Below are 21,661 nucleotides of genomic sequence, written 5' to 3' on the forward strand. Positions count from 1 at the left end.
TATTGATCCATGCGTATTTCCACGGCCCAGTTCTACCAGTCCAGCGCGGCGAACTACCAGCGCAACTATGCCAACCTGATCAAGACCAACGAGGAGGCCAGCTCCTTCGTTCGAGTCAACACCGCCGCCGATGACCCGGTGGGTGCCGCACGTCTGCTGCAACTGGGCAACCAGGCGGACATGCTGGCGCAGTACAAGACCAACGCGACCAACATCACCAACTCGTTGAACCAGGCCGAAACCACGCTCAACTCGATCAACACGATCCTGACGCGGGTCAACGAGCTGGCGCTCGAGTCGGGGAACGCCGGCTACACCGATACCGAGCGCAAGGCCAAGGCAGCCGAGCTGAGTCAGCTGGAAGACCAGCTGTTGAGTTTGATGAACAGCCGTGACGAGAACGGTCAGTACCTGTTCGCTGGCTCCAAGACCGACACCGCGCCATTCGTACGCAATGCCGATGGCACCTACAGCTACCAGGGCGACCAGACCCAGCTTGAACTGCAGGTCGGCGACATGCTCAAGATGGCTGGCAACAGCACCGGCTACAGCGTGTTCGAACAGGCGCTCAATACCAGTCGTACCCAGACCACCATGACCAACCCGGTGGTGGATGATGGGCGTGTGAAGCTGTCCAACGGCCAGGTGTCCGGCAGCGTGACCTACAATGACCGTTTCCGTAGCGGCCAGCCGTATACCATCACCATGCTCAGCAGTACGCAGTACAGCATCACCGACAGTCTGGGCAACGACGTGACCGCCGAAGCCACGCAGGGCGGCACCTTCGATCCGAACACCGCAGGTGGTTCGATGATCAGCTTCCGTGGGGTCGACTTGCGCCTGAACATCAATCTTCAGGACGGCGACGTTCCGGACACGGCGGTGGCGGGTCATACCTTCACCTTGCAGAGCAAGCCTGACACCATCACGGCCACTCGCAGCCCGGGCAACTCTTCCAGCGCCCAGGTGTCTTCCGTCAGCGTCACCGACCCGGCCAAGTACCAGGCCATGTTCCCCAGCGGCGGCGCGGTGATCAAGTTCACCAGCGCCACGGATTTCGAGCTGTATGCCCAGCCGCTGACCGCCGACAGCCGCCCGGTGGCCAGTGGCACCATGGCGGGTAACGTCGCCTCGGCCGCGGGGGTCGATTTCACCTTCACCACGACGCCGCCGCAGCAGTCCGGCGACCAGTACATGGTGAATGTCGACAACCACCAGACCCAGAACGTGCTGGACACCGTTGCCCAGCTGCGCACGGCCTTGAGCAAGCCGATCGACGGCGACAACGCGGCCTACCAGCAACTGCGTGCCGACCTGGACTCGGCCATTGCCAACATCCAGAGTGGTCAGGATCAGCTGAACCGCTCGGTCACCGATATCGGTGCGCGGGGCAAGGCGCTGGAAATCCAGCAGAACACCAACGAGAGCCTGGGTATCGCCAATACCACCACGCAATCGTCGATCCGCGATTCCGACCCTGCCACCGTGCTGGTTCGCCTGACCCAACAGAAGACCATGCTCGAAGCGTCCCAGGCAGCCTTCGCGCGTATCAGCCAACTGAGCCTGTTCAACGCCATCGGTTGATCAAGCCCGCCGCCTGCTGCGCCACCCGCCAGGGGTGAGCGCAGCAGGCGCGCTGTTTTTCCCGTGTTGTCGACTGTTCTGAATTCCCTGCGGGCAGTCATCGGTCGAGAGATTCCCCCGTGAACCCAGTCCCTCTAGTCAGCCTCGTCATCCCTGCCTGCAATCCTGATTACTTCCGAGCGGCCTTGGTCAGTGCCTTGGCTCAGGACTACGACAACCTCGAGGTCATTGTCTGCGACGACAGCCGTGGGGCGCAGATCGAGGCGGTGGTCGAGGAGTTGCGCAGCCTGGCGCGTCACCCGCTGGTCTATGTACGCAACCGGCAGCCACTGGGTTTTGCCGGGAACCTGCAGCTTGGGCTAGAGCAAAGTCAGGGGCAGTACATCAAGTTCCTCTGTGACGATGACCGCCTGATGGCCGATTGCGTGTCCAACCAGGTACGCCTGTTCGAAGCTCACGACGATGTCAGTCTGGTCGCGGCCAGACGTTATCTGGTGGATGCTGAAGATCACATCTTGCCGCAGCGTCTGGAGACCAGCCCGGTTACCTTTGGCGATACCCTGTTCAATGGCGACGACCTGCTGGATTTCTTCGAGACCCGTCAACTCAATTTCATCGGCGGACTGAGCAGCGTGCTGCTGCGCGCCAGTGATCTGCGCGAACTGCTGCCGGCGCTGGCACCGGGCTTCGTGGCCCTGCTCGACTTTGTCCTGTTCGTGTGCCTGCTGCGCCGAGGGCACCTGGGCGTCACCGCCGGGGTACATTGTGTGGAGCGGGTTCATCCCGACCAGCTGCGTCGCCAGGATCATGTGAAGGCCGCGGCTGTTCAGGAAGCGCAGCACCTGCGTGACATGTTCGCGGCGCGCACCGCCGAGCGCGAGCCGTTCTCCGGTTGGGTCCGGGTGCAGATCCTGCACCCGGACGAACGTGCTGGTCAGCGTACTTGGGAAAACCTGTTCCTGGTCCACACCTTGCGCTGTCTTCAGGCAATTCACGAGTCCCATGTCGGCAGTGACAGCGACAGTTTTGCCGAGCTTTATGGCAAATGGTTGGCCTGCCGCCAGGACCCTCTGGTGCTGGCGCGGCTGATGCGCCTGAGCGAGCACTGGCCGACGCGCCCGCGCATCGTGCCGGTGGTGATCGACCGCGAGGGCGATGCCCAGGCCCTGCAAGTGACCCTGGACAGTATCGCGCATCAGTCCTATGGCGCCGATACCACCCTGGTTCTGTCCAGCGCGCCTACGGCGGTACTGCAGGATGGCCGGGTGATCGGCCAGCTGTTGCAGGCTGATTGGGCCGAGCAGTTGAACGGCCTGGTCGACCAGCTGGAGGGCGTGGACTGGATCTACCTGCTGCGCGCCGGTGATCGGCTCAATGCGTTCAGTCTGATGCTGCTGGCCGAACGGATCGTCGCTCGTCCACAAATGGCCTGCTGCTACGGCGATGAGGGTAGTCTTCGGGAGGGGGTCTCAGCGGAACCTGTATTCAAGCCCGACTTCAACCTCGACCTGATGCGCGGCTACCCCTACACCGGTCGCATGCTGGCGTACTCCCGTGAGGCCATTCGAACGCTGGGTGGTTTTGCCGCGGGTTACCGCGAGCTGGCGCCCCACGATTTGCTCTGGCGCCTGGTGGAAAGCCGTGGCCCGCAGACCATCGAGCACATTCCAGAAGTCCTGGCTGAAACCACGTTGAGCTATGCCGCCTGGTTGTCCTCGACGGACGTGATCGAGGAAAATCCTCGCCTGCTCGATGCGCACCTCAAGCGATTGGGCGTGGCCTATCGGTTACAGAATGACGGCGGCGCGATCAACCATGTGCGTTACCTGCATGCCACGCAGCCATTGGTGAGCCTGGTGATCAGTGCCCGGGATCAATTGCCAGCGCTCGAGCGTTGCCTTGAAAGCGTGCTGGAGAAGACCGCCTACAGCCACTACGAAGTGCTGATCGTCGATAATGCCAGCCAGGGCGCCGACACCCATGCCTGGCTGGCAGCCCTGCAGCAGATGGGCGGCGACAAGTTACGGGTGCTGAAGCTGGAAGAGGAAACCAGCTTCGCGACTGTGCAGAACCTGGCCGCGCAACATGCCCGTGGCGACTACCTGCTGATGTTGAGTCCGTTCGTCGTTGCCACCGAGCCAGACTGGCTCGATGCGTTGCTCAGTCACGGGCAGCGCCATGAAGTCGGCGCGGTGGGTGCCAAGTTGTGCAATGGCCACGGCCTTGTCGTCCATGCCGGTGGCGTGCTTGGCCTGCGTGGAGCGGTGGGTTCGCCATTCGTCGGTGAGCCGATGGAGGCGGGCGGTTACATGCAGCGCTTGCAGGTGGCGCAGAATTATTCAGTTGTCGGCGCCGATTGCCTGCTGGTGCGCAAGCAGCTCTTTATCGAACTGGGAGGGCTCGACGACAGCGTCTTCGACCTGGCGTTCAGCGATGTCGACCTGGGGCTGCGGTTGGGCAAGGCTGGTTACCTGGTGGTCTGGGCGCCGGATGCCCGGCTGGTGCTCGACCCTCCGCCAGCGGCGGCGGTCGACCCGCAGCGCGAAGCTGAGCGCCAGGCTCGGCTGGCGGAACAGCATGATGCCTTCTTCCGCGCCTGGATGCCGGTCGTGGCGCGCGACCCGGCCTACAACATCAACCTGTCACTCAATGGTTCGAGCTTCTGCCTGGACCCGGGCCTCAAGGCGGCCTGGACGCCCTTCGTCGGTCGCCCATTGCCCCATGTGCTGGCCTTGCCGATGAACAAGACGGCGGTTGGGCATTATCGGGTAATCCAGCCGGTGGTAGAGCTGGAGAAGGCCGGCTGGGTCACCCAGCAGCAGTATTTCGAGATCCCGACCAACGTCGAGTTGGAGCGCTGCTCGCCAGATGTCGCGATTCTGCAAGGGCGTTACACGGAAGGTTTCGTCAAGGAAATCGAACGGCTCAAGACCTTCTCCAAGGGCTTCTGCATCTATGAACTGGACGACTACGTGATCAACGTACCGAAGAAGAATGGTCACCTCAAGCACACGCCCAAGGATCTGGAAAGATCGCTGCGTCGAGGTATCGAGCGTTGTGACCGCCTCGTGGTGTCGACCCAGGCCCTGGCGGATGCGCTGCATGACACCCACAGTGATATCCGGGTGATGCCGAACATGCTTGCCGAGCAGCTCTGGACCGGCTTGCGCAGCCACCGTCGCACCTCGCGCAAGCCGCGGGTAGGTTGGGGTGGTGGCACCAGCCACACAGGTGACCTGGAGGTGATTGCCGATGTGGTCAAGACCTTGGCGAACGAGGTCGACTGGGTGTTCTTCGGCATGTGTCCGCCCGCGTTGCGGCCGTACATCAGCGAGTTCCATCCGCCGGTACCGCTGGAGCTGTACCCGGCCAAGCTCGCCAGCCTGAACCTGGACCTGGCCCTGGCGCCGTTGGAGTACCACATTTTCAACGACTGCAAGAGCAACCTGCGCCTGCTTGAGTACGGCGCCTGTGGGTACCCGGTGATCGTCACCGACACCCGCGCCTACGAAGGCTACCTGCCGTGCACGCGAATCAAGACCAACAGCACGGCGGAGTGGCTGGAGGCGATTCGCATGCACCTGGCCGACCCGGACGAGAGTTTCCGCATGGGTGACCGACTGAAGCAGGAAGTGCTGCGTGACTATGTGCTGCGTGAAGAGCATGTGCAGCATTGGTACAGCGGGTGGATGCCAGGCTGATCGAGGCTTTCCAGGGCTGTTCGCGGATGGCGTGGCGTCTGCGAACAGCTCGCCATCTGCGCAGGTTAGGCTCTGTACGAAAAGCCTAGATACTCGGTGATGCTGCGTTGAAGACAGCCTCGGAATGCTCATTTACAACCCGTAAACTCCGCTTCCTCGGCTGTTTTCGCCTTGCCTGGGCTTCGTCTCAAGACTTTCCACACAGAGCCTAGGGTGAAAGACGCCATTTGGCGCGTTTCCTGCAAGTCCCCCGTCATATCGCCATAAATCGTGCAGCCACACGACCCATGGCCGGTGACGAACAAGAGGGGACTACATGAAGGCGGTAATTCTGGCGGGTGGACTGGGCACGCGTATCAGCGAAGAGTCCCACCTCAAGCCAAAGCCCATGATCGAGATCGGTGGAAAGCCAATTCTCTGGCACATCATGAAGCAGTACTCGGCCCACGGCATCCACGATTTCGTGATCTGCCTGGGCTACAAGGGGTACGCGATCAAGGATTTCTTCGCCAACTACTTCCTGCACACCTCGGACGTCACCTTCGACATGCGCGCCAACCGCATGGACGTACACCAGAACTACAGCGAGCCATGGCGGGTCACCCTGGTCGACACCGGTGAGGAGACCATGACCGGTGGTCGCCTGCGCCGCGCAGCGCGCTACCTGGAGGGCGAAGAAGCGTTCTGCTTCACCTATGGTGACGGCGTCTCGGACCTGAATATCGGCGCCCTGGTCGATTTCCACCTGGCCCACGGCAAGCTGGCCACCGTCACCGCCGTACAGCCCCCAGGACGCTATGGTGCACTGGCGCGCGATGGCGACCGGGTCAGCGGTTTCGTCGAGAAGCCCCGTGGCGACGGCGGCTGGATCAACGGTGGCTTCTTCGTGCTCTCGCCCAAGGTGCTCGGCTACATCGCCGATGACCAGACCTCCTGGGAATCCGAACCGCTCGCGCGGCTGGCTGCCGAGTCGCAGTTGCACGCCTTCCAGCACGATGGCTTTTGGCATCCGATGGATACGTTGCGCGACAAGAACCACTTGGAACACCTCTGGCAGAACGGGGAGGCACCATGGAAACAGTGGGCCTGAACCCAGCGTTCTGGCAGGGCAAGCGTGTCCTGCTGACCGGTCACACCGGCTTCAAGGGCAGTTGGCTTGCGCTCTGGCTGCGTGAGCTGGGCGCGCAGGTCACGGGTTTCGCCCTGGACCCTGGCAGCGAACCCAGTCTGTTCGAGTTGGCCCGGGTCGGCAGCGATATCACTGATGTGCGCGGCGACCTGCGTGACTTGGCGGCGTTGCTTGAAGTCGTGGCCGAAGTGCAGCCTGAAATCGTCCTGCATCTGGCGGCGCAGCCGCTGGTGCGCGAAGCCTACCGGGACCCGCTGGGCACCTATTCCAGCAATGTCATGGGCACCCTCAACCTGCTGGAAGCCGTGCGCCAGGTTGGTGGAGTGCGCGCCTGCGTGCTGGTGACCACCGACAAGGTCTACGCCAACCAGGAATGGCCGTGGCCGTACCGCGAGAACGAAGCCCTCGGCGGGCACGACCCCTACAGCAGCAGCAAAGCCTGCTGCGAGCTGCTGGCACAATCCTATGCCGCCTCGTTCTTCCCGGCGGCCAAGCACGCCGAACACGGCCTGGCCCTGGCGACCGCCCGCGCCGGTAACGTGTTGGGCGGTGGCGATTTCGCCGCCGACCGCTTGGTCCCCGATGTGCTGAAGGCTTGGTCAGCAGGTGAGCCGGTAACCCTGCGCTATCCCCACGCCGTGCGCCCCTGGCAGCACGCGCTGGAGCCACTGGCCGGCTACCTGCTTCTGGCCGAGCGCCTGTACCAGGAAGGCCCGGCCTATGCTGGCGCCTGGAACTTCGGGCCAGGCGAGCAGGACATGTGCAGCGTTGGCGAAGTGGTCAATTACCTTGCCCGCCAATGGCCCGAAGCGCCTGGGCTGCAGGTGGAGCCGAGCGAGCTGCACGAGGCCGGCCTGCTGCGCCTGGACAGCTCCCGCGCCCGCCAGGTGCTGGGGTGGCGCACGCGCTGGACGTTGCGCGAGTGCCTTGGTCACACCCTCGACTGGCACCTTGCCTGGCAGCGCGGCGAAAACATGCGTGCCTTCACCCTCGACCAGCTGAACCTGTATGCGGAGCTGTCGTGACTGATCTGCGACTGCAAGCCTTGCCCCTCGACGGCCTGTTCAGCGTCCAGCACAAGCGTCATGGCGACGCGCGTGGCCAGTTCGCCAGGCTGTTCTGCGAAACCAGCCTGGGCGAGCTGGGCACACCGTTCCAGGTGCGTCAGATCAACCACTCGCACACCCTCGGTCAGGGCAGCGTACGTGGCCTCCACTACCAGCTTGGCGATACCCCGGAAGCCAAACTGATCACCTGCCTGCGCGGTGAAGTCTGGGACGTGGCCGTGGACCTGCGCCAGGGTTCGCCCACCTTCCTGCAGTGGCACGCCGAGCACCTGCGTGCCGGCGATGGCCGCAGCCTGTTGATCCCAGCGGGCTTTGCCCATGGCTTCCAGGTGCTGAGCGAGGAAGCCGAACTGCTTTACCTGCACAGCGCCGACTATGCGCCAGGACGCGAAGGCGGGTTGTCGGTGCACGATCCGAAACTGGCCATCGCCTGGCCGCTGCCTGTCAAGAATCTGTCAGCCAGGGATGCCGAGCACCCCTGGCTGACCCCATCGTTCACCGGAGTATGTCCATGAACTGCCGTGGCTGTGGTACCTGCCTGAGCCTGCCCCTGATCGACCTTGGCACCGCGCCGCCGTCCAATGCCTACCTGCGCGCCGAGCAGTTGGCCGCGGCCGAGGCCTGGGTGCCGTTGAAAGTGGCGGTGTGCGAGCAGTGCTGGCTGGTGCAGACCGAGGATTACACACGCGCCGATGCATTGTTCGATGCCGACTACGCCTATTTCAGCTCCTATTCGAGCTCCTGGCTGGCTCATGCCCGCGACTACGTGGGGCAGATGGTCGAGCGCTTTGGGCTGACCACGCACAGCCGTGTAGTGGAAATCGCCGCCAACGATGGTTATCTGCTGCAATATGTGGCCGAGCGCGGCATTCCTTGCCTGGGTGTGGAACCCACCCGCAGCACTGCCCAGGCAGCACGCGACAAGGGGCTGGAGATCCGTGAAGTGTTCTTCGGTCAGCAAGCCGCCCGCGAGCTGGTCAAGGAAGGCTGGTCGGCCGACCTCATGGCAGCCAACAACGTGTTGGCCCATGTGCCGGACATCAACGATTTCCTGAGCGGTTTCGCCACCCTGCTCAAGCCAGGCGGCGTGGCCACTTTCGAGTTTCCACACCTGCTCTGCCTGATGGCCGAGCATCAGTTCGACACCCTGTACCACGAGCACTATTCGTACCTGTCGCTGACCGCGGTGAATACCCTGTGCGCGCGCAACGGCCTGGAGATCTTCGATGTCAGCGAACTGCCCACCCATGGCGGTTCGCTGCGTGTGTTCGCGCAGCGCGCTGGTGGCCCGCAGGTGCGCCAGCCCAGCGTCGATGACCTGCTCGGCATCGAGGCGGGTGTGGGTGTGAGTACGGCGGCGTTCTACAGCACCCTGGCGCCTGCGGCCGAACGCATCAAGCACCAGCTGTTGCGCTTCCTGCTGCAGGCCAAGGCCGAAGGCAAGCGCGTGGTCGGCTATGGCGCAGCTGCCAAGGGCAATACCTTGTTCAACTACGCCGGGGTCAAGCCTGATCTGCTGGCCTGGGTCGCCGACGCCAACCCGCACAAGCAGGGCAAGTTCCTGCCAGGTAGTCGGATTCCAGTGGTTGCCCCTGAGCGCCTGGCCATCGAACAGCCCGATTACGTGCTGGTACTGCCCTGGAACCTGCTCAAGGAGATCAGCGAGCAGCAGGCGCAAGTCCATGAATGGGGTGGGCGGTTCGTCATCGCCGTGCCGGAGCTGACCATCCTGTGAGTGCCTTGAACGTGCTTGTCACAGGGGCCACCGGTTTCGTTGGCCGGCATCTGGTCAGTGCACTTCTGGCTCGCGGGCATCAGGTGCGCGCCGTCGCGCGCAGACCGGAAATCGCCCGGACGATGGCGTGGTTCGACCAAGTCGAGTTCGTCAGCGCCGATATCCATGACCCGCAACTGCCGATCGACGCGCTGTGCGACGGTGTCGACGCATTGGTGCACCTGGCTTGGCCTGGGTTGCCTAATTACCAGGGGTTGTTTCACTTCGAGCACAACCTGATGGCTGACTATGGCTTTATCCAGCGCGTGGTTCAGCGCGGGGTTGCCCGGGTCCAGGTCACGGGTACCTGTTTTGAATACGGCCTGCAAAACGGTGCGCTGCATGAGTCGCTGCCGTGCCAGCCGGCCAACCCCTACGGGCTGGCCAAGCACAGCCTGCGCCTGTTCCTGGAAAGCCTGGCCCGGCAGCAGCCCTTCGCTTTGCAGTGGGTTCGGCTGTTCTACCTGTTCGGCGAAGGGCAGAACCCCAGCAGCCTGCTGGCGGCGCTGGACCGGGCCATCGATGACGGGCTGGCGCGCTTCGATATGTCGGGCGGTGAGCAGTTGCGCGATTTCCTGCCCATCGAGACCGCCGTCGGCTACATGGCCGAGTTGCTTGGCCAGGGTGATTTCAGCGGTGTGGTCAATTGCTGTAGTGGTCAGCCGATATCGGTTCGCACGCTGGTCGAGACCCATATCGCCCGCCGTGGTGCACGCATGGCGCTGAACCTGGGGCACTACCCTTATCCGGCCCACGAACCGATGGCGTTCTGGGGCGATGCCCGTCGGTTGCGGGCCCAGCTGGGAGCTTGTGATGAAGCATGAGTTGTACCGCGCCACTGGCCTGCCGGTGCTGCAGAACCGCACCTTCGCCGATGCCGAGTCGGCACGCGCCTCGGCCAGTGCCGACATGCGCCTCGTGCAGGACAGCCGTACGGGTTTGGTCTATAACGACGCCTTCGAGGCAGACCGGCTCAGCTACGACAGTGACTACCAGAACGAGCAGGCTCACTCGGCGCGTTTCCAGCGCCACCTGGACGACGTGGAAGGCGTCATCGCCCGCTACTTCAAGGGCCAGAGCCTGATCGAAGTCGGTTGCGGCAAGGGCTGGTTCCTGGAGTTGCTGCGCGAACGCGGCTATGCCGTCACCGGCATTGACCCAGCCTACGAAGGCGACAACCCGGACGTGGTCAAGGCCCCGTTCACCCGTGAGCTGAACCGCTCGGCCGACGCCATCGTGCTGCGCCATGTGCTCGAACACATCGAAGACCCAGTGTCCTTCCTCGTGGCGATTGCCGAGGCCAATGGCGGGGCGGGACAGATCTACATCGAAGTGCCGTGCCTAGACTGGATCATCGAGCACAAGGCCTGGTTCGACCTGTTCTACGAGCACGTCAACTATTTCCGCCTAAGCGATCTGCGCCGTCTGTTCGGTACCGTCGCCGAAGCCGGCCACCTGTTCGACGGCCAGTACCTGTACATCGTGGCCGACCTTGCCAGCCTGCGTACCGATCTTGAACCGGTGCCCAGGCTGACGCTGCCTGCCGACTTCAGCGCCAGCCTGGAGCGCGCCGTGCACATCGTGCAGCGCGATGGCCAGCGTGGCTCGGCGATCTGGGGCGCCTCGTCCAAGGGCGTGATCTATTCGCTGTTCCTGCAGCGCGCCGGCGCGCCGGTGGACTGGGTGATCGACATCAACCCGGCCAAGCAAGGCCGCTATCTGCCCCTGAGCGGGGCGCGGGTGTCCTCGCCGCAGGAGGCGCTCGCGGCCCTGCCGCAGGGCGCGCAGCTGTTCGTGATGAATTCCAACTACCTCGAAGAAATCCGCCGCATGACCGACGATCGTTTCGTCTATCACGCCGTCGACAGCGCCGATTTCACTGACCTGCCAACCGAGTGAAGCACAATGACCGACACGCCTATCCAAGCCTTCGAAGCCGAATGCAACGCGCAAATTGCCGCCCAGGGTGAAGACAAGGAGCTGCAGCAGCTGTCCCGCGACTTCTTTAACAAGTCTGCCGCGCACAAGTACAGCTACCACTTTTCGTGGATGGGCCGGCCCATCATCCAGTTGCCCCAGGACATGATGGCGATGCAGGAGATTGTCTGGCAGGTGAAGCCTGACCTGATCATCGAATGCGGTATCGCCCACGGTGGTTCGATTCTCTACTACGCCTCGCTGCTGGAACTGCAGGGCCACGGTGAGGTGCTGGGCATCGACATCGATATCCGCCCGCACAACCGCGAGGCTATCGAGGCGCACCCGATGAGCAAGCGCGTGCGCATGATCGAAGGGTCCAGCATCGATGCTGCCATCGCCGAGCAGGTCAAGGCCATTGCCGAAGGCAAGAAGGTGATCCTGGTGCTCGACTCCAACCACACCCACGAACACGTGCTCAAGGAGCTTGAGCTGTACGCGCCACTGGTGGCCGTGGGCAGCTACTGCGTGGTGATGGACACCGTGGTCGAGGACATGCCGGCCGATTTCTTCCCCGATCGCCCATGGGGCCACGGTGATAACCCCAAGACCGCGGTCTGGGAATACCTCAAGGGCAACGACAGCTTCGAGATCGACTATCAGCTGCAGAACAAGCTGTTGGTGACCGTGGCGCCGGACGGCTACCTGCGCCGGGTTCGCTGAGACATTCAACAGGGTTCGATTTCTTCGGCGGCAACGCCAATGGTGGTGAAGACTATGCAAGGCAATTTCGCAGCAGACCAGGCAGCCACGCTGCGCGAGCGATTCACACTGGTGCTGATGACCCACAACCGTCCGGTATTCCTGCACCGCACGTTGCAGTACTACAGCAGCTATCCGTGCTCGATCCTCGTGCTCGATTCCTCTACCGAGTCTGCCGCGGCTATCGCTGCACAGTTCCCGGGTGTCGAGTACCTGCACCTGCCGCAGTACTCGTACCTGGGCTTCCAGGCCAAGCTGACCCATGGCGTGAGCCTGGTACGCACGCCTTACATGGCCTTCGCCGCCGACGACGACTTCCTGCTACAGGACGGCCTGAACCAATCGCTGGATTTTCTCGACGCCAACCCGGACTACGGGATGTGCCATGGCTACAGCATGATGTACCTGGCAGAGGCCACCCGCATCAATTACTTCCGCCGGGACAAGAAGGTCAGCGAGGACTACGGCCACCCGCGTGCGGAACAGCGGGTGATGGACTACATGGACGAGTTCATTCCGCCGTTCTTTGCCGTTACCCGCACCGAGCTGCTGCGCCGCTGGTTCGAACTGCTGCCCGAGGGCACCAGCTTCGAATGGCAGGAGATCGGTCATGTGTACTTCTTGCTGGCTAACGCCAAGGCGCGGATCCTGCCGGTCCCCTATGCCGTGCGCGAGGCCAACTACGGCAGCTCCGAGCACAAGACCGAAGTGATCCACGTGCTCAGTTTCACCGACGCCAAGTCGGTGGCTGGGCGTGAAGCATTCGCCGACTTCCTCGCCGGTCTGCCGACGGCCATTGAAGGACTGAGCCGCGAGGCGTTGCGCCAGCATGCCCTGGACAGCTTCGCGGCCATGGCCCAGAGCCTGTTCCAGCGCCGGGCGCTGACTTTGGAAAAGGTGTGGACCTCCAGCTGGGCCGATCCGCTGAAGCCGCCAGTGCGTAGCTTCCTGCCATCGCAGTATGTGGAGATGCCTTTCTACAACCAGGCGTTCTTCGATCGCCTGACCGAGCTGGAATTCCTGGTTCACGCCATGCCTGCCGGGCGTCTGCAATTGGAGCAGCTCGAGGGCTTGTTGTTGCGTCAGGAATATCTGCTCCAAGTGCAGGACGGCGATACCCAGGCCACCCTCAAGGGGCGCTTGTGGCAGGCGCTGGAGTGCAACGGATTTAACCGCAAGGTCATTCAGAGACTGGTCGAGCAGCTGCGAGCGTCCGGTGAGGTCGAAGAGGCGGAGCTGTTCGCGGCCTGGCTGATGCGTCTTTTGCAGGTGTCGGAGCAGTCAGGGCGAGAGTTGCTTGGCAACATGCGCTCGGGGCGCCTGCTCGATTGGCTGGAGGCGCGCAAGCCCGACGCAGCGGCGCTGAGCGCAATCAACGAGCATTTGGCGCTGCACCAGGGCGGGCCGCAGTTCGGCATTCTGCTGCTGGACCTGGAAAACGATATGTCCAGGCTGCAGGAAACCTTCGACAGCTTGCTGGGGGGCTTGAGCAACGCATTCCGGATCATGGTGTTCACCACCGGCGAACCACCGATGGTCACCTCGCTGCACAACACCCTGCATTTCATCAAGGTCAGCCGTGAAGACTATGTCGAGCGGATCAACCAGATCGCCCGACAGACCGCCTGCGAATGGCTGCTGCTGGCCGAGGCTGGTGATCGTTTCACCGCCACTGGCCTCTTGCGCGCGAGCCTCGAACTATTCAACGCGCCGGATTGCCGTGCTGTCGCGGTGGACGAGATCCAGCAACAGGCCAATGGAGCCTGGCGTGAACTGCGGCGCCCTGGGGTCAACCTTGACCTGCTGCAGACAAATCCTGCGCTGATGGCGCGTCACTGGTTGCTGCGCCGCGAAGCGTTGGTGGAAGCCGGTGGCTTTGACAACCAGTACCGAGACGCCCTGGAGTTCGACCTGCTGTTGCGCTTGATCGAGCAGGGCGGCCTCAATGGCCTGGCCCACCTCGACGAGCCACTGCTGATCACCCCGGTGCCGAATGCCAGCGACAACGAACATGCGCGCCAGACTCTGGTCCGGCATCTGGCGACCCGTGGCTACAAGGCCCAGGTCAGCACTCCGAGCGTGGGTACCCTGCGTATCGATTACCGTCACATCGAGCGACCGCTGGTGAGCATCGTGCTGCAGAGCCAGGACAACTTTGCCGAGCTCCAGCGTTGCCTGGAAAGCATCCTGCAGCGTACCCGGTACCTGCGTTACGAAGTGCTGATCGCCGACAACGCCAGCCAATCGCCAGGGTTGCTGGATTGGCTGGCGCAGCTTCAGCAAGGCGGTGGCAAGGTGCGCGTGCTGCAAAGTGCCGAGCGCCTGAGCCCCGCCGCCCTGTGCAATGCGGCCTGTGCCGAGGCCAAGGGCGAGTACCTGGTGCTGCTGGCGGCCGATGCCGAGGTGGTAAACGCCAACTGGATCGAGGCCCTGCTGAACCAGGCGCAGCGTCCGGAAGTGGGCGTGGTCGGCGGCAAATTGCTCGATGCTTCTGGCAAGCTCAGCCAGGCCGGCCTGCGGCTGGAGGCTGAAGGTAGGGTTGTGCCAGCCTTCGCCGGCGAGTCCGCAGAGGCCGGTGGCTACCTGAACCGGCTGTCGGTCGAGCAGAACTGTCCGGCAGTCTCGGCGAGCTGCCTGATGATTCGTAGCGAAGTCTTCCGCGCCCTGGAAGGCCTGGACGAGGCGGTCTTCGCCCACGCTCACGGTGATGTCGACCTGTGTCTGAAAGCCGCCGCAGCCGGCCTGCTGACGGTGTGGACACCGCAGGTCCAGGTGATCCACCCAGGCACGCTTGTAGAGGATGAGGTGGCACTGGCGGCCTTGCGCGCCAAATGGTCGGCGCAATGGCAGGGTGGTATCCAAGGCACGGACCTTGCCCTGGATAAGGCGGCGCTGGACTGGGCTGGCTTGGTCGGCTGATCTCGCGCCCCCATGGGGCTGGCCTGCATCTTGCTTCGGGCTGGATCATAGGGGGCGCGAGTCAGAAATATGTACGCTGTGCGCCTGGCCTGACACTGCAACCGGGTGACCTCGTCAGACGAGGGCGCCCAACCTAGGATCCAGGTATGTTCGACGACAAGTCCATTTTCATTTCCGGGGGAACCGGTTCGTTCGGGCGTCGCTTCATCGAACGGCTGCTTGAGCGTTACCGGCCGCGACGCGTCGTGGTGTTCTCCCGGGACGAACTGAAGCAGTACGAGATGCAGCAGCGCTTCAATGCGCCGTGCATGCGTTACTTCCTGGGCGATGTGCGCGATGCCGAGCGTGTGCGTCAGGCCATGCGCGGCATCGACTATGTCGTTCATGCCGCGGCGCTCAAGCATGTACCTGCTGCCGAGTACAACCCCACCGAGTGCATCCGTACCAACGTCAATGGTGCCGAGAACATCATCGCCGCCGCGATCGAGAACGGTGTTCAGAAAGTCGTCGCGCTGTCCACCGACAAGGCCGCTAGCCCTATCAACCTGTATGGCGCGACCAAGCTGCTGTCGGACAAACTGTTCGTGGCCGCCAACAATTTCGCTGGGCAGCAGGACACCCGTTTCGCGGTGGTTCGCTACGGCAACGTCGCCGGCTCGCGGGGCTCGGTGGTGCCGTTCTTCAAGCGTTTGATCGAGGAGGGCGCCCGCGAGCTGCCGATCACCGACCCTCGCATGACGCGTTTCTGGATCACCCTGGACCATGGCGTGCAATTCGTGCTCGACAGCTTTGCCCGCATGCACGGCGGCGAAGTGTTCGTGCCCAAGATTCCCTCCATTCGCATCGTCGACCTGGCCAGCGGCATGGCCGGGCACCTGCCGCAGAATGTGGTTGGCATCCGTCCGGGCGAGAAGCTGCACGAATTGATGATCCCCTTGGACGATGCGCGGATGACCCTCGAATTTGGCGATCATTTCACCATCGTGCCGTCGATTCGCTTCAACCATATGGATGTCGATTTCGCTGTCGACCGCGTCGGTGAAACCGGTCGCTGGGTTGCCGAAGACTTCGAGTATCGCTCCGACACCAACCCCGCTTTCCTGACCGTGGAGCAACTGACCGACCTGCATGCCGGGTTGCCAGCATGATTCCCTATGGCCGGCAGAACATCGACCAGGCGGACGTTGCCGCGGTCGTCGAGGTGCTGCAGTCCGACTGGCTGACCCAAGGCCCGCTGATCGAGCGCTTCGAGCAGGCTATCGCGCAGCGCTGTGCTGCGGGCTACGCGGTGGCGGTGTGCAACGCCACCGCCGGCTTGCACCTGGCCTGTCTCGCCGCAGGTCTGGGAGACGGTGACTATTTGTGGACCAGCCCCATCAGTTTCGTCGCGTCGGCGAACTGTGGTCGCTATTGCGGGGCCAGCGTCGACTTCGTCGACATCGACCCGTACACCTGGACGATCGATGCCGGAGCACTGGCGGTCAAGCTCGAGCAGGCTGCCCGGGAACGGCGCTTGCCCAAGGTCGTGGTCGCGGTGGCGTTCGCCGGGCAAAGCGCCGACATGCGTGCGATCGCGGCGCTGGCCCGGCAGTATGGTTTCACCCTGATCGAGGATGCGGCCCATGCAATCGGTGCGCGCTATGCGGGGGCGCCGGTTGGCTGCGGCGAATTTGCCGACATGACGGTGTTCAGTTTTCACCCGGTGAAGATCATCACCACGGCCGAAGGCGGCATGGTCCTTACCAATCGAGCCGACCTGGGCCAGCGCTTGCGCTTGCTGCGCAGCCATGGGATCACCCGTGACGCCAGCCAGATGACCGAGGAGAGCCACGGCAGTTGGTACTACCAGCAACTGGAGCTGGGGTTCAATTACCGCATTACCGACCTACAAGCCGCTCTGGGGCTTTCCCAGCTGACGCGACTCGATGCGTTCCTTGCCCGTCGCCGCGAGCTGGCGTCTCGCTATCAGCGTCTGCTGGCGCACTTGCCGGTGACTGTCCAGGCGCCCCAGGCGGAAGCCGAGTCCGCCTGGCACCTGTTCGTGATTCGTCTGAAGAGTGATCGTCTGCAGTGTTCGCATCGAGCGGTGTTCGAGGGCATGCGGGCCGCGGGGGTTGGGGTCAACCTGCATTACATCCCCATTCACTTGCAGCCGTATTACCGCGATTTGGGTTTCAGCCTGGGGGACTTCCCGCAGGCCGAACGCTATTACGCGGAGGCCCTTAGCCTGCCGATGTACCCGGACCTGACCGACGCTCAGCAGGACCATGTGGTCGACAGCCTGTACAGGCTGCTTGACGCGTCCAGGGCCAATGCGTATGACTGAGCGTCCGCAAGGTAATGTCGCGATCATTCCCGCTCGCGGTGGCAGCAAGCGGATCCCGCGCAAGAACCTCAAGACCTTCGCCGGGTTGCCGATCATTGCCCACTCGATCCGGGCAGCACTGTCCAGTGGCCTGTTCGAACAAGTAGTGGTCAGTACCGACGATCCGGAAATCGAAGCGGTGGCACGGGAATTTGGCGCACAGGTGCCGTTTCGGCGGCCGGCTTCCCTGGCCGACGACCATGCGACTACCCATGCCGTGGTCAGCCATGCCCTACAGACCCTGGCAAGCCAGGGGCACGTCCTGACCCATGCGTGTTGCATCTACGCCACCGCACCTTTCGTGCAGCAGCGCTACCTGCAAGAGGGGCTGGCATTGCTGCGGCAGCACCCCGAGCGCTCCTTCGCCTTTTCAGTATGCAATTTCGGCTTTCCCGTCCAACGGGCGCTGACCCTGGACGATCAGGGGGCGCTGGTGCCGTTGTACCCGCAGTTCCGTGAAACCCGATCGCAGGACCTGACGCCGGCTTACCAGGATGCCGGACAGTTCTACTGGGGGCGTGTGGATGCCTGGTTGCGGCACGAGGTGCTGTATTCCGAGCGCAGCTTGCCGGTGATCATTCCGCGGCATCTGGTTCAAGACATCGATACCGAGGATGACTGGCTGCGCGCGCAATACCTCTATGCGGCGCTGAAGGCCGGCGGGGAGCTGGCCCCATGAGGGTGCTGGTGAGGGCGGACGCCTCCTCGACGATGGGTGTCGGTCACATAGCACGTTGCCTGACCTTGGCCAACGCCCTGCGTGAGCGGGGAGCGCAGGTCAGTTTTGCCTGCTGCCTGCTCGACGGTCATCGGCGGGAGGCCATTGAACAGGAAGGCTTCGAGGTCTTTGCCTGGGAGCAGCCTCCGCAACAGCCTGGCGTCGAGCCTTGGGCCGCGGATATCGCCGCGCTGCGCGAGGTGTTGCCGGAGCGCGCTGGATTCGATTGGGTGGTTGTCGACCACTATGCCCTGGATGCGCGCTGGGAGCAGGCTGCCCGGGTAGTGGCCCAGCGCGTCGCGGTGATCGACGACCTGGCCGACCGCGCCCACGTGGCCGACCTGCTGCTGGATCAGAATTTCAACGCTAGCGAGGCGCTTTACGCTCCCTTGTTGACACCGACCTGCCGACGTTTGCTGGGGCCACGGTACGCACTGGTACGGCCAGCCTTGCAGCAGCCGGCGATTACGATCGCGCCCCAGGCCCGGCGAGTGTTGGTCAGCTTCGGCGGATTCGATGTGGCGGGTATGCTGCCCAAGACCTTGCAGGCGCTGTCCTGCATCGAAGACGTGCAAGTGACGTGTATCGCCGGGCTCGGGCACCCGCAGCGCGGGATGCTTGCCCAGCTGTGCAGCATGCGCCCCGGTTGGGAGCTGCACGCCTACGTCGACGATCTGCCGGCGCGGATGGCCGCGTCGGACGTATTCATCGGCGCCGGTGGTGGTACGACCTGGGAGCGCGCCGCGTTGGGCTTGCCGAGCCTGTGCGTGAGCGTGGCGGACAATCAGCGAGCCAATGCACAGGCGATGGCTCGGGCGGGCATGCACTTGTATCTGGGCGACGCCGCGCACGTCGATGTGCCGGCGCTGCGTCAAGCGATTGGCTTACTGCTGGATAATCAGGCCCTGCGCCAGAGCTTCGCTGAACGCAGTCGCGCATTGGTCGATGGGCGGGGGGCGCAGCGAATGGCTGTGGCCTTGCTGGGTGAGGGGCTGGTGTTGCGTCAGGGCCGGATCGAAGATGCTCGGGTGTTGTTCGACGGGCGCAACGCCCCCGAGGTGCGGCGCCGTTCGCAGCAGGGACAGGCATTGGACTGGCCAGGTCATCAGGCCTGGCTGGCCGCGACGCTGGCCGATCCGCAACGCCTGCTGTTGATCGCAGAGGCAGCCGACGGGCCAGTGGGAAGTGTGCGCTACGACCGCTTGCCGGGGCGACGCGCACGGGTATCGCTGTACCTGTTCGCAGGGCGTTTCGGCCTGGGCTGGGGCAGGGCGCTGCTCGCCCGTGGCGAGGCTTTCGTGCGTGAACGGTGGCCAGACTTGAAGGCGATAGACGCTCAGGTGTTGCCCGACAATCAGGCGTCATTGCAATTATTCATCGATGCTGGCTACGTGCAGTCTCCCTGCGCGTTCGAGCGGGTTTTCCAGGAGTAAGCCATGAACAGTTTCACTATCGGGCACCGTTGTGTCGGTCTGGACCAGCCGCCGCTGGTGATCGCGGAAATGAGCGGCAATCACAATCAGTCGCTGGCGCGCGCGCTGGAGATCGTCGAGGCGGCGGCGGCGGCGGGTGCCCATGCGCTGAAACTGCAGACCTACACTGCCGACACCATGACCCTGGACCTGGCCCATGGCGAGTTCTTCATCGCCGACCCGAACAGCCTGTGGGATGGCTCTTCGCTCTATGCGCTGTACGAAAAGGCCCATACCCCCTGGGAGTGGCACCGGCCGATCTTCGAGCGCGCTCGTGAACTGGGATTGCTGGTCTTCTCCACGCCGTTCGACGAAACCTCGGTGGATTTTCTGGAAGGCCTCGAGGTGCCGGCCTACAAGATCGCCAGCTTCGAGAACACTGACCTGCCGCTGATCCGCAAGGTGGCGGCCACCGGCAAACCGATGATCATCTCCACAGGCATGGCCAGCCTGGCGGAGCTCGAGCGCACCGTGCAGGTGGCGCGAGAGGCGGGCTGCCGTGACCTGGTATTGCTCAAATGCACCAGTACCTATCCGGCTAGCCCGCAGAACAGCAACGTGCTGACCATCCCACACATGCGCGAGCTGTTCGGCTGCCAGGTTGGTTTGTCGGACCACTCCATGGGCGTCGGCGTGGCGGTGGCGGCGGTGGCGCTGGGGGCTACGGTGGTGGAGAAGCACTTTACCCTCGACCGTGCCGACGGCGGTGTGGACGCGGCGTTTTCCCTGGAGCCTCGGGAAATGGCGGCGCTGGTGCTGGAAACCGAACGTGCCTGGCAGTCGCTTGGGCGGGTGCACTATGGCGCGACAGCGGCCGAGGAAGCTTCGCGGCGATTCCGGCGTTCGCTGTACGTGGTGCGCGACATGGCCGCTGGCGAGGTGTTCGATCGCAGCAATGTCCGGGCCATCCGTCCGGGTCTCGGGCTGGCGCCTGGCCATCTCGATGCGGTGCTCGGGCGCAAGGCCCGGCAACCCCTCAAGCGGGGCACCGCGCTGGACTGGTCGCTGCTCGACTGAGGTCCGCCCTCACTGCGACTGGTTTGCCTTGCACCGGACGCGCCTCACCTCATCGTCGAGGTGACGAGTCCTGGCAAAATATGCGATTGTCTTGAAATATTCGTGACCTATCGGTCAGAGCGGGCATCTCTCTCTGTAACCGTTAATGGGCCAGGCCTGCATTTGTTGCACGCCTGCCCCGCCTGCCGCCCAGTCCACCGGGTGGTGGATCCCGTTTTCAGGCGCCGTTCGAGTCATGCGGACGGTGGTATTGAGCTGTTATTTATTGGGAAGCCATGATGATCGGCATTAAAAGCATCGCGAGCTATGTGCCCGCTGCCGGCCTGGACAACTATGTACAAGGCGCTAAATTCGGCAAGGACGAAGCGTTCATGTTCGGCAAGATCGGCGCGAGCTTCCTGCCCCGCAAGGACGATGAACAGGAAACCTCCGATCTGTGCGTCGAAGCGGTCAACAACCTGTTCGCCGCCAATCCGCAACTCAAGCGCGAGTCGATCGACGCGCTGATCGTCGTCACCCAGAACGGTGACGAGGAAGGCCTGCCCCACACGGCGGCCATCGTCCAGCACAAGCTCGGCTTGCCGACCCATGTCGCGGCCTTCGACATCTCCCTGGGCTGCTCGGGCTACGTCTATGGCATCTATGCGCTCAAAGGCTTCATGGAGGCCGCAGGCCTGAAGAACGGCCTGTTGGTGACCGCCGACCCGTACTCGAAGATCGTCAACCCGGAAGATCGCAACACCACCATGCTGTTCGGCGATGCCGCCACCGCTACCTGGATGGGCGAGAGCGCCACCTGGCAGCTGGGCAAGGCGAAGTTCGGCACCGACGGTGGCGGCGCGCCGCACCTGAAGGTCACCGATGGCGAGTTCTACATGAATGGTCGTCAGGTCTTCAACTTCGCTTTGATCAAGGTGCCGGCGCACCTGCATGAACTGCTGGGCGAGTCAGGTCTGGAGAACAGCGACATCGACGCTTTCTGCATTCACCAGGGCAGCGCTGCGATCGTCGATGCCGTGGCGCGACGCTTCGAGGAAGATCCCGAGAAGTCCCAAGCCGACAAGTTCATCAAGGACATGCTCGAGACCGGCAACACCGTGTCCTCGAGCGTTCCGCTGCTGTTGCAGAAGCACATGTTCGACAGCACCTGGAAGCGCGTTGCCATCAGCGGCTTCGGCGTCGGCCTGTCGTGGGGTTCGGCGATTCTCTACAAGGCTGAATAAGCGCTGCCAGTAG

General features: G+C 63.3%; 16 protein-coding genes. All 16 read left to right on the forward strand.

What is annotated here, in order from left to right; all coding sequences use genetic code 11:
- The first annotated feature begins 9 nt into the window (after positions 1-9).
- The 16 genes from H620_RS0125080 to H620_RS0125155 all read left to right on the forward strand — a co-directional run bounded on the left by H620_RS0125080 (position 10) and on the right by H620_RS0125155 (position 21,648).
- Positions 10-1,584: a flagellar hook-associated protein 3 gene (locus tag H620_RS0125080; RefSeq protein ID WP_023381556.1), complete on the forward strand. Its 1,575-nt coding sequence runs from the start codon at positions 10-12 to the stop codon at positions 1,582-1,584.
- A 119-nt stretch (positions 1,585-1,703) separates the two neighbouring features.
- Positions 1,704-5,285, forward strand: a complete 3,582-nt coding sequence (locus tag H620_RS0125085) for a glycosyltransferase (protein WP_027908230.1) — start codon at positions 1,704-1,706, stop codon at positions 5,283-5,285.
- Positions 5,286-5,601: 316 nt separating this feature from the next.
- Entirely contained in the window at positions 5,602-6,375 is a 774-nt protein-coding gene (gene rfbF, locus H620_RS0125090) for a glucose-1-phosphate cytidylyltransferase (RefSeq protein ID WP_023381554.1), read from the forward strand.
- Positions 6,357-7,439, forward strand: a complete 1,083-nt coding sequence (rfbG, locus tag H620_RS0125095) for a CDP-glucose 4,6-dehydratase (protein ID WP_023381553.1) — start codon at positions 6,357-6,359, stop codon at positions 7,437-7,439. Before rfbF ends, rfbG begins: the two co-directional genes overlap by 19 nt.
- Entirely contained in the window at positions 7,436-7,996 is a 561-nt protein-coding gene (locus H620_RS0125100; protein ID WP_023381552.1) for a dTDP-4-dehydrorhamnose 3,5-epimerase family protein, read from the forward strand. The genes rfbG and H620_RS0125100 overlap by 4 nt, the downstream gene beginning before the upstream one ends.
- A complete protein-coding gene (locus H620_RS0125105; protein ID WP_027908231.1) occupies positions 7,993-9,216 on the forward strand; it encodes a class I SAM-dependent methyltransferase in 1,224 nt (407 codons plus the stop codon). Before H620_RS0125100 ends, H620_RS0125105 begins: the two co-directional genes overlap by 4 nt.
- 5 nt (positions 9,217-9,221) lie before the next feature.
- Complete coding sequence (locus H620_RS0125110; RefSeq protein ID WP_027908232.1) at positions 9,222-10,079, forward strand: NAD-dependent epimerase/dehydratase family protein; 858 nt, start codon at positions 9,222-9,224, stop codon at positions 10,077-10,079.
- On the forward strand, positions 10,069-11,154 hold the full coding sequence (locus H620_RS0125115) for a class I SAM-dependent methyltransferase (protein ID WP_027908233.1): 1,086 nt from the start codon (positions 10,069-10,071) through the stop codon (positions 11,152-11,154). The genes H620_RS0125110 and H620_RS0125115 overlap by 11 nt, the downstream gene beginning before the upstream one ends.
- A gap of 6 nt (positions 11,155-11,160) precedes the next feature.
- On the forward strand, positions 11,161-11,895 hold the full coding sequence (locus H620_RS0125120) for a cephalosporin hydroxylase family protein (RefSeq protein WP_023381548.1): 735 nt from the start codon (positions 11,161-11,163) through the stop codon (positions 11,893-11,895).
- Positions 11,896-11,949: 54 nt separating this feature from the next.
- The gene (locus H620_RS0125125) at positions 11,950-14,853 is read left to right on the forward strand and encodes a TIGR00180 family glycosyltransferase (RefSeq protein ID WP_027908234.1); all 2,904 of its coding nucleotides are present in this window, start codon (positions 11,950-11,952) and stop codon (positions 14,851-14,853) included.
- Between the two features lie 146 nt (positions 14,854-14,999).
- On the forward strand, positions 15,000-16,001 hold the full coding sequence (pseB, locus tag H620_RS0125130) for a UDP-N-acetylglucosamine 4,6-dehydratase (inverting) (RefSeq protein ID WP_023381546.1): 1,002 nt from the start codon (positions 15,000-15,002) through the stop codon (positions 15,999-16,001).
- Positions 15,998-17,179, forward strand: coding sequence for a UDP-4-amino-4,6-dideoxy-N-acetyl-beta-L-altrosamine transaminase (gene pseC, locus H620_RS0125135; RefSeq protein ID WP_027908235.1), 1,182 nt, complete (start codon positions 15,998-16,000; stop codon positions 17,177-17,179). Before pseB ends, pseC begins: the two co-directional genes overlap by 4 nt.
- Complete coding sequence (gene pseF / locus H620_RS0125140) at positions 17,172-17,897, forward strand: pseudaminic acid cytidylyltransferase (protein WP_023381544.1); 726 nt, start codon at positions 17,172-17,174, stop codon at positions 17,895-17,897. The genes pseC and pseF overlap by 8 nt, the downstream gene beginning before the upstream one ends.
- Entirely contained in the window at positions 17,894-19,369 is a 1,476-nt protein-coding gene (gene pseG / locus H620_RS0125145; RefSeq protein ID WP_027908236.1) for a UDP-2,4-diacetamido-2,4,6-trideoxy-beta-L-altropyranose hydrolase, read from the forward strand. The genes pseF and pseG overlap by 4 nt, the downstream gene beginning before the upstream one ends.
- 3 nt (positions 19,370-19,372) lie before the next feature.
- Positions 19,373-20,425, forward strand: a complete 1,053-nt coding sequence (gene pseI, locus H620_RS0125150) for a pseudaminic acid synthase (RefSeq protein ID WP_023381542.1) — start codon at positions 19,373-19,375, stop codon at positions 20,423-20,425.
- 278 nt (positions 20,426-20,703) lie between these two features.
- Positions 20,704-21,648: a ketoacyl-ACP synthase III gene (locus H620_RS0125155; RefSeq protein WP_023381541.1), complete on the forward strand. Its 945-nt coding sequence runs from the start codon at positions 20,704-20,706 to the stop codon at positions 21,646-21,648.
- Positions 21,649-21,661 lie beyond the last annotated feature (13 nt).

The sequence above is a fragment of the Pseudomonas taiwanensis DSM 21245 genome (assembly GCF_000425785.1).
Taxonomy (GTDB): domain Bacteria; phylum Pseudomonadota; class Gammaproteobacteria; order Pseudomonadales; family Pseudomonadaceae; genus Aquipseudomonas; species Aquipseudomonas taiwanensis.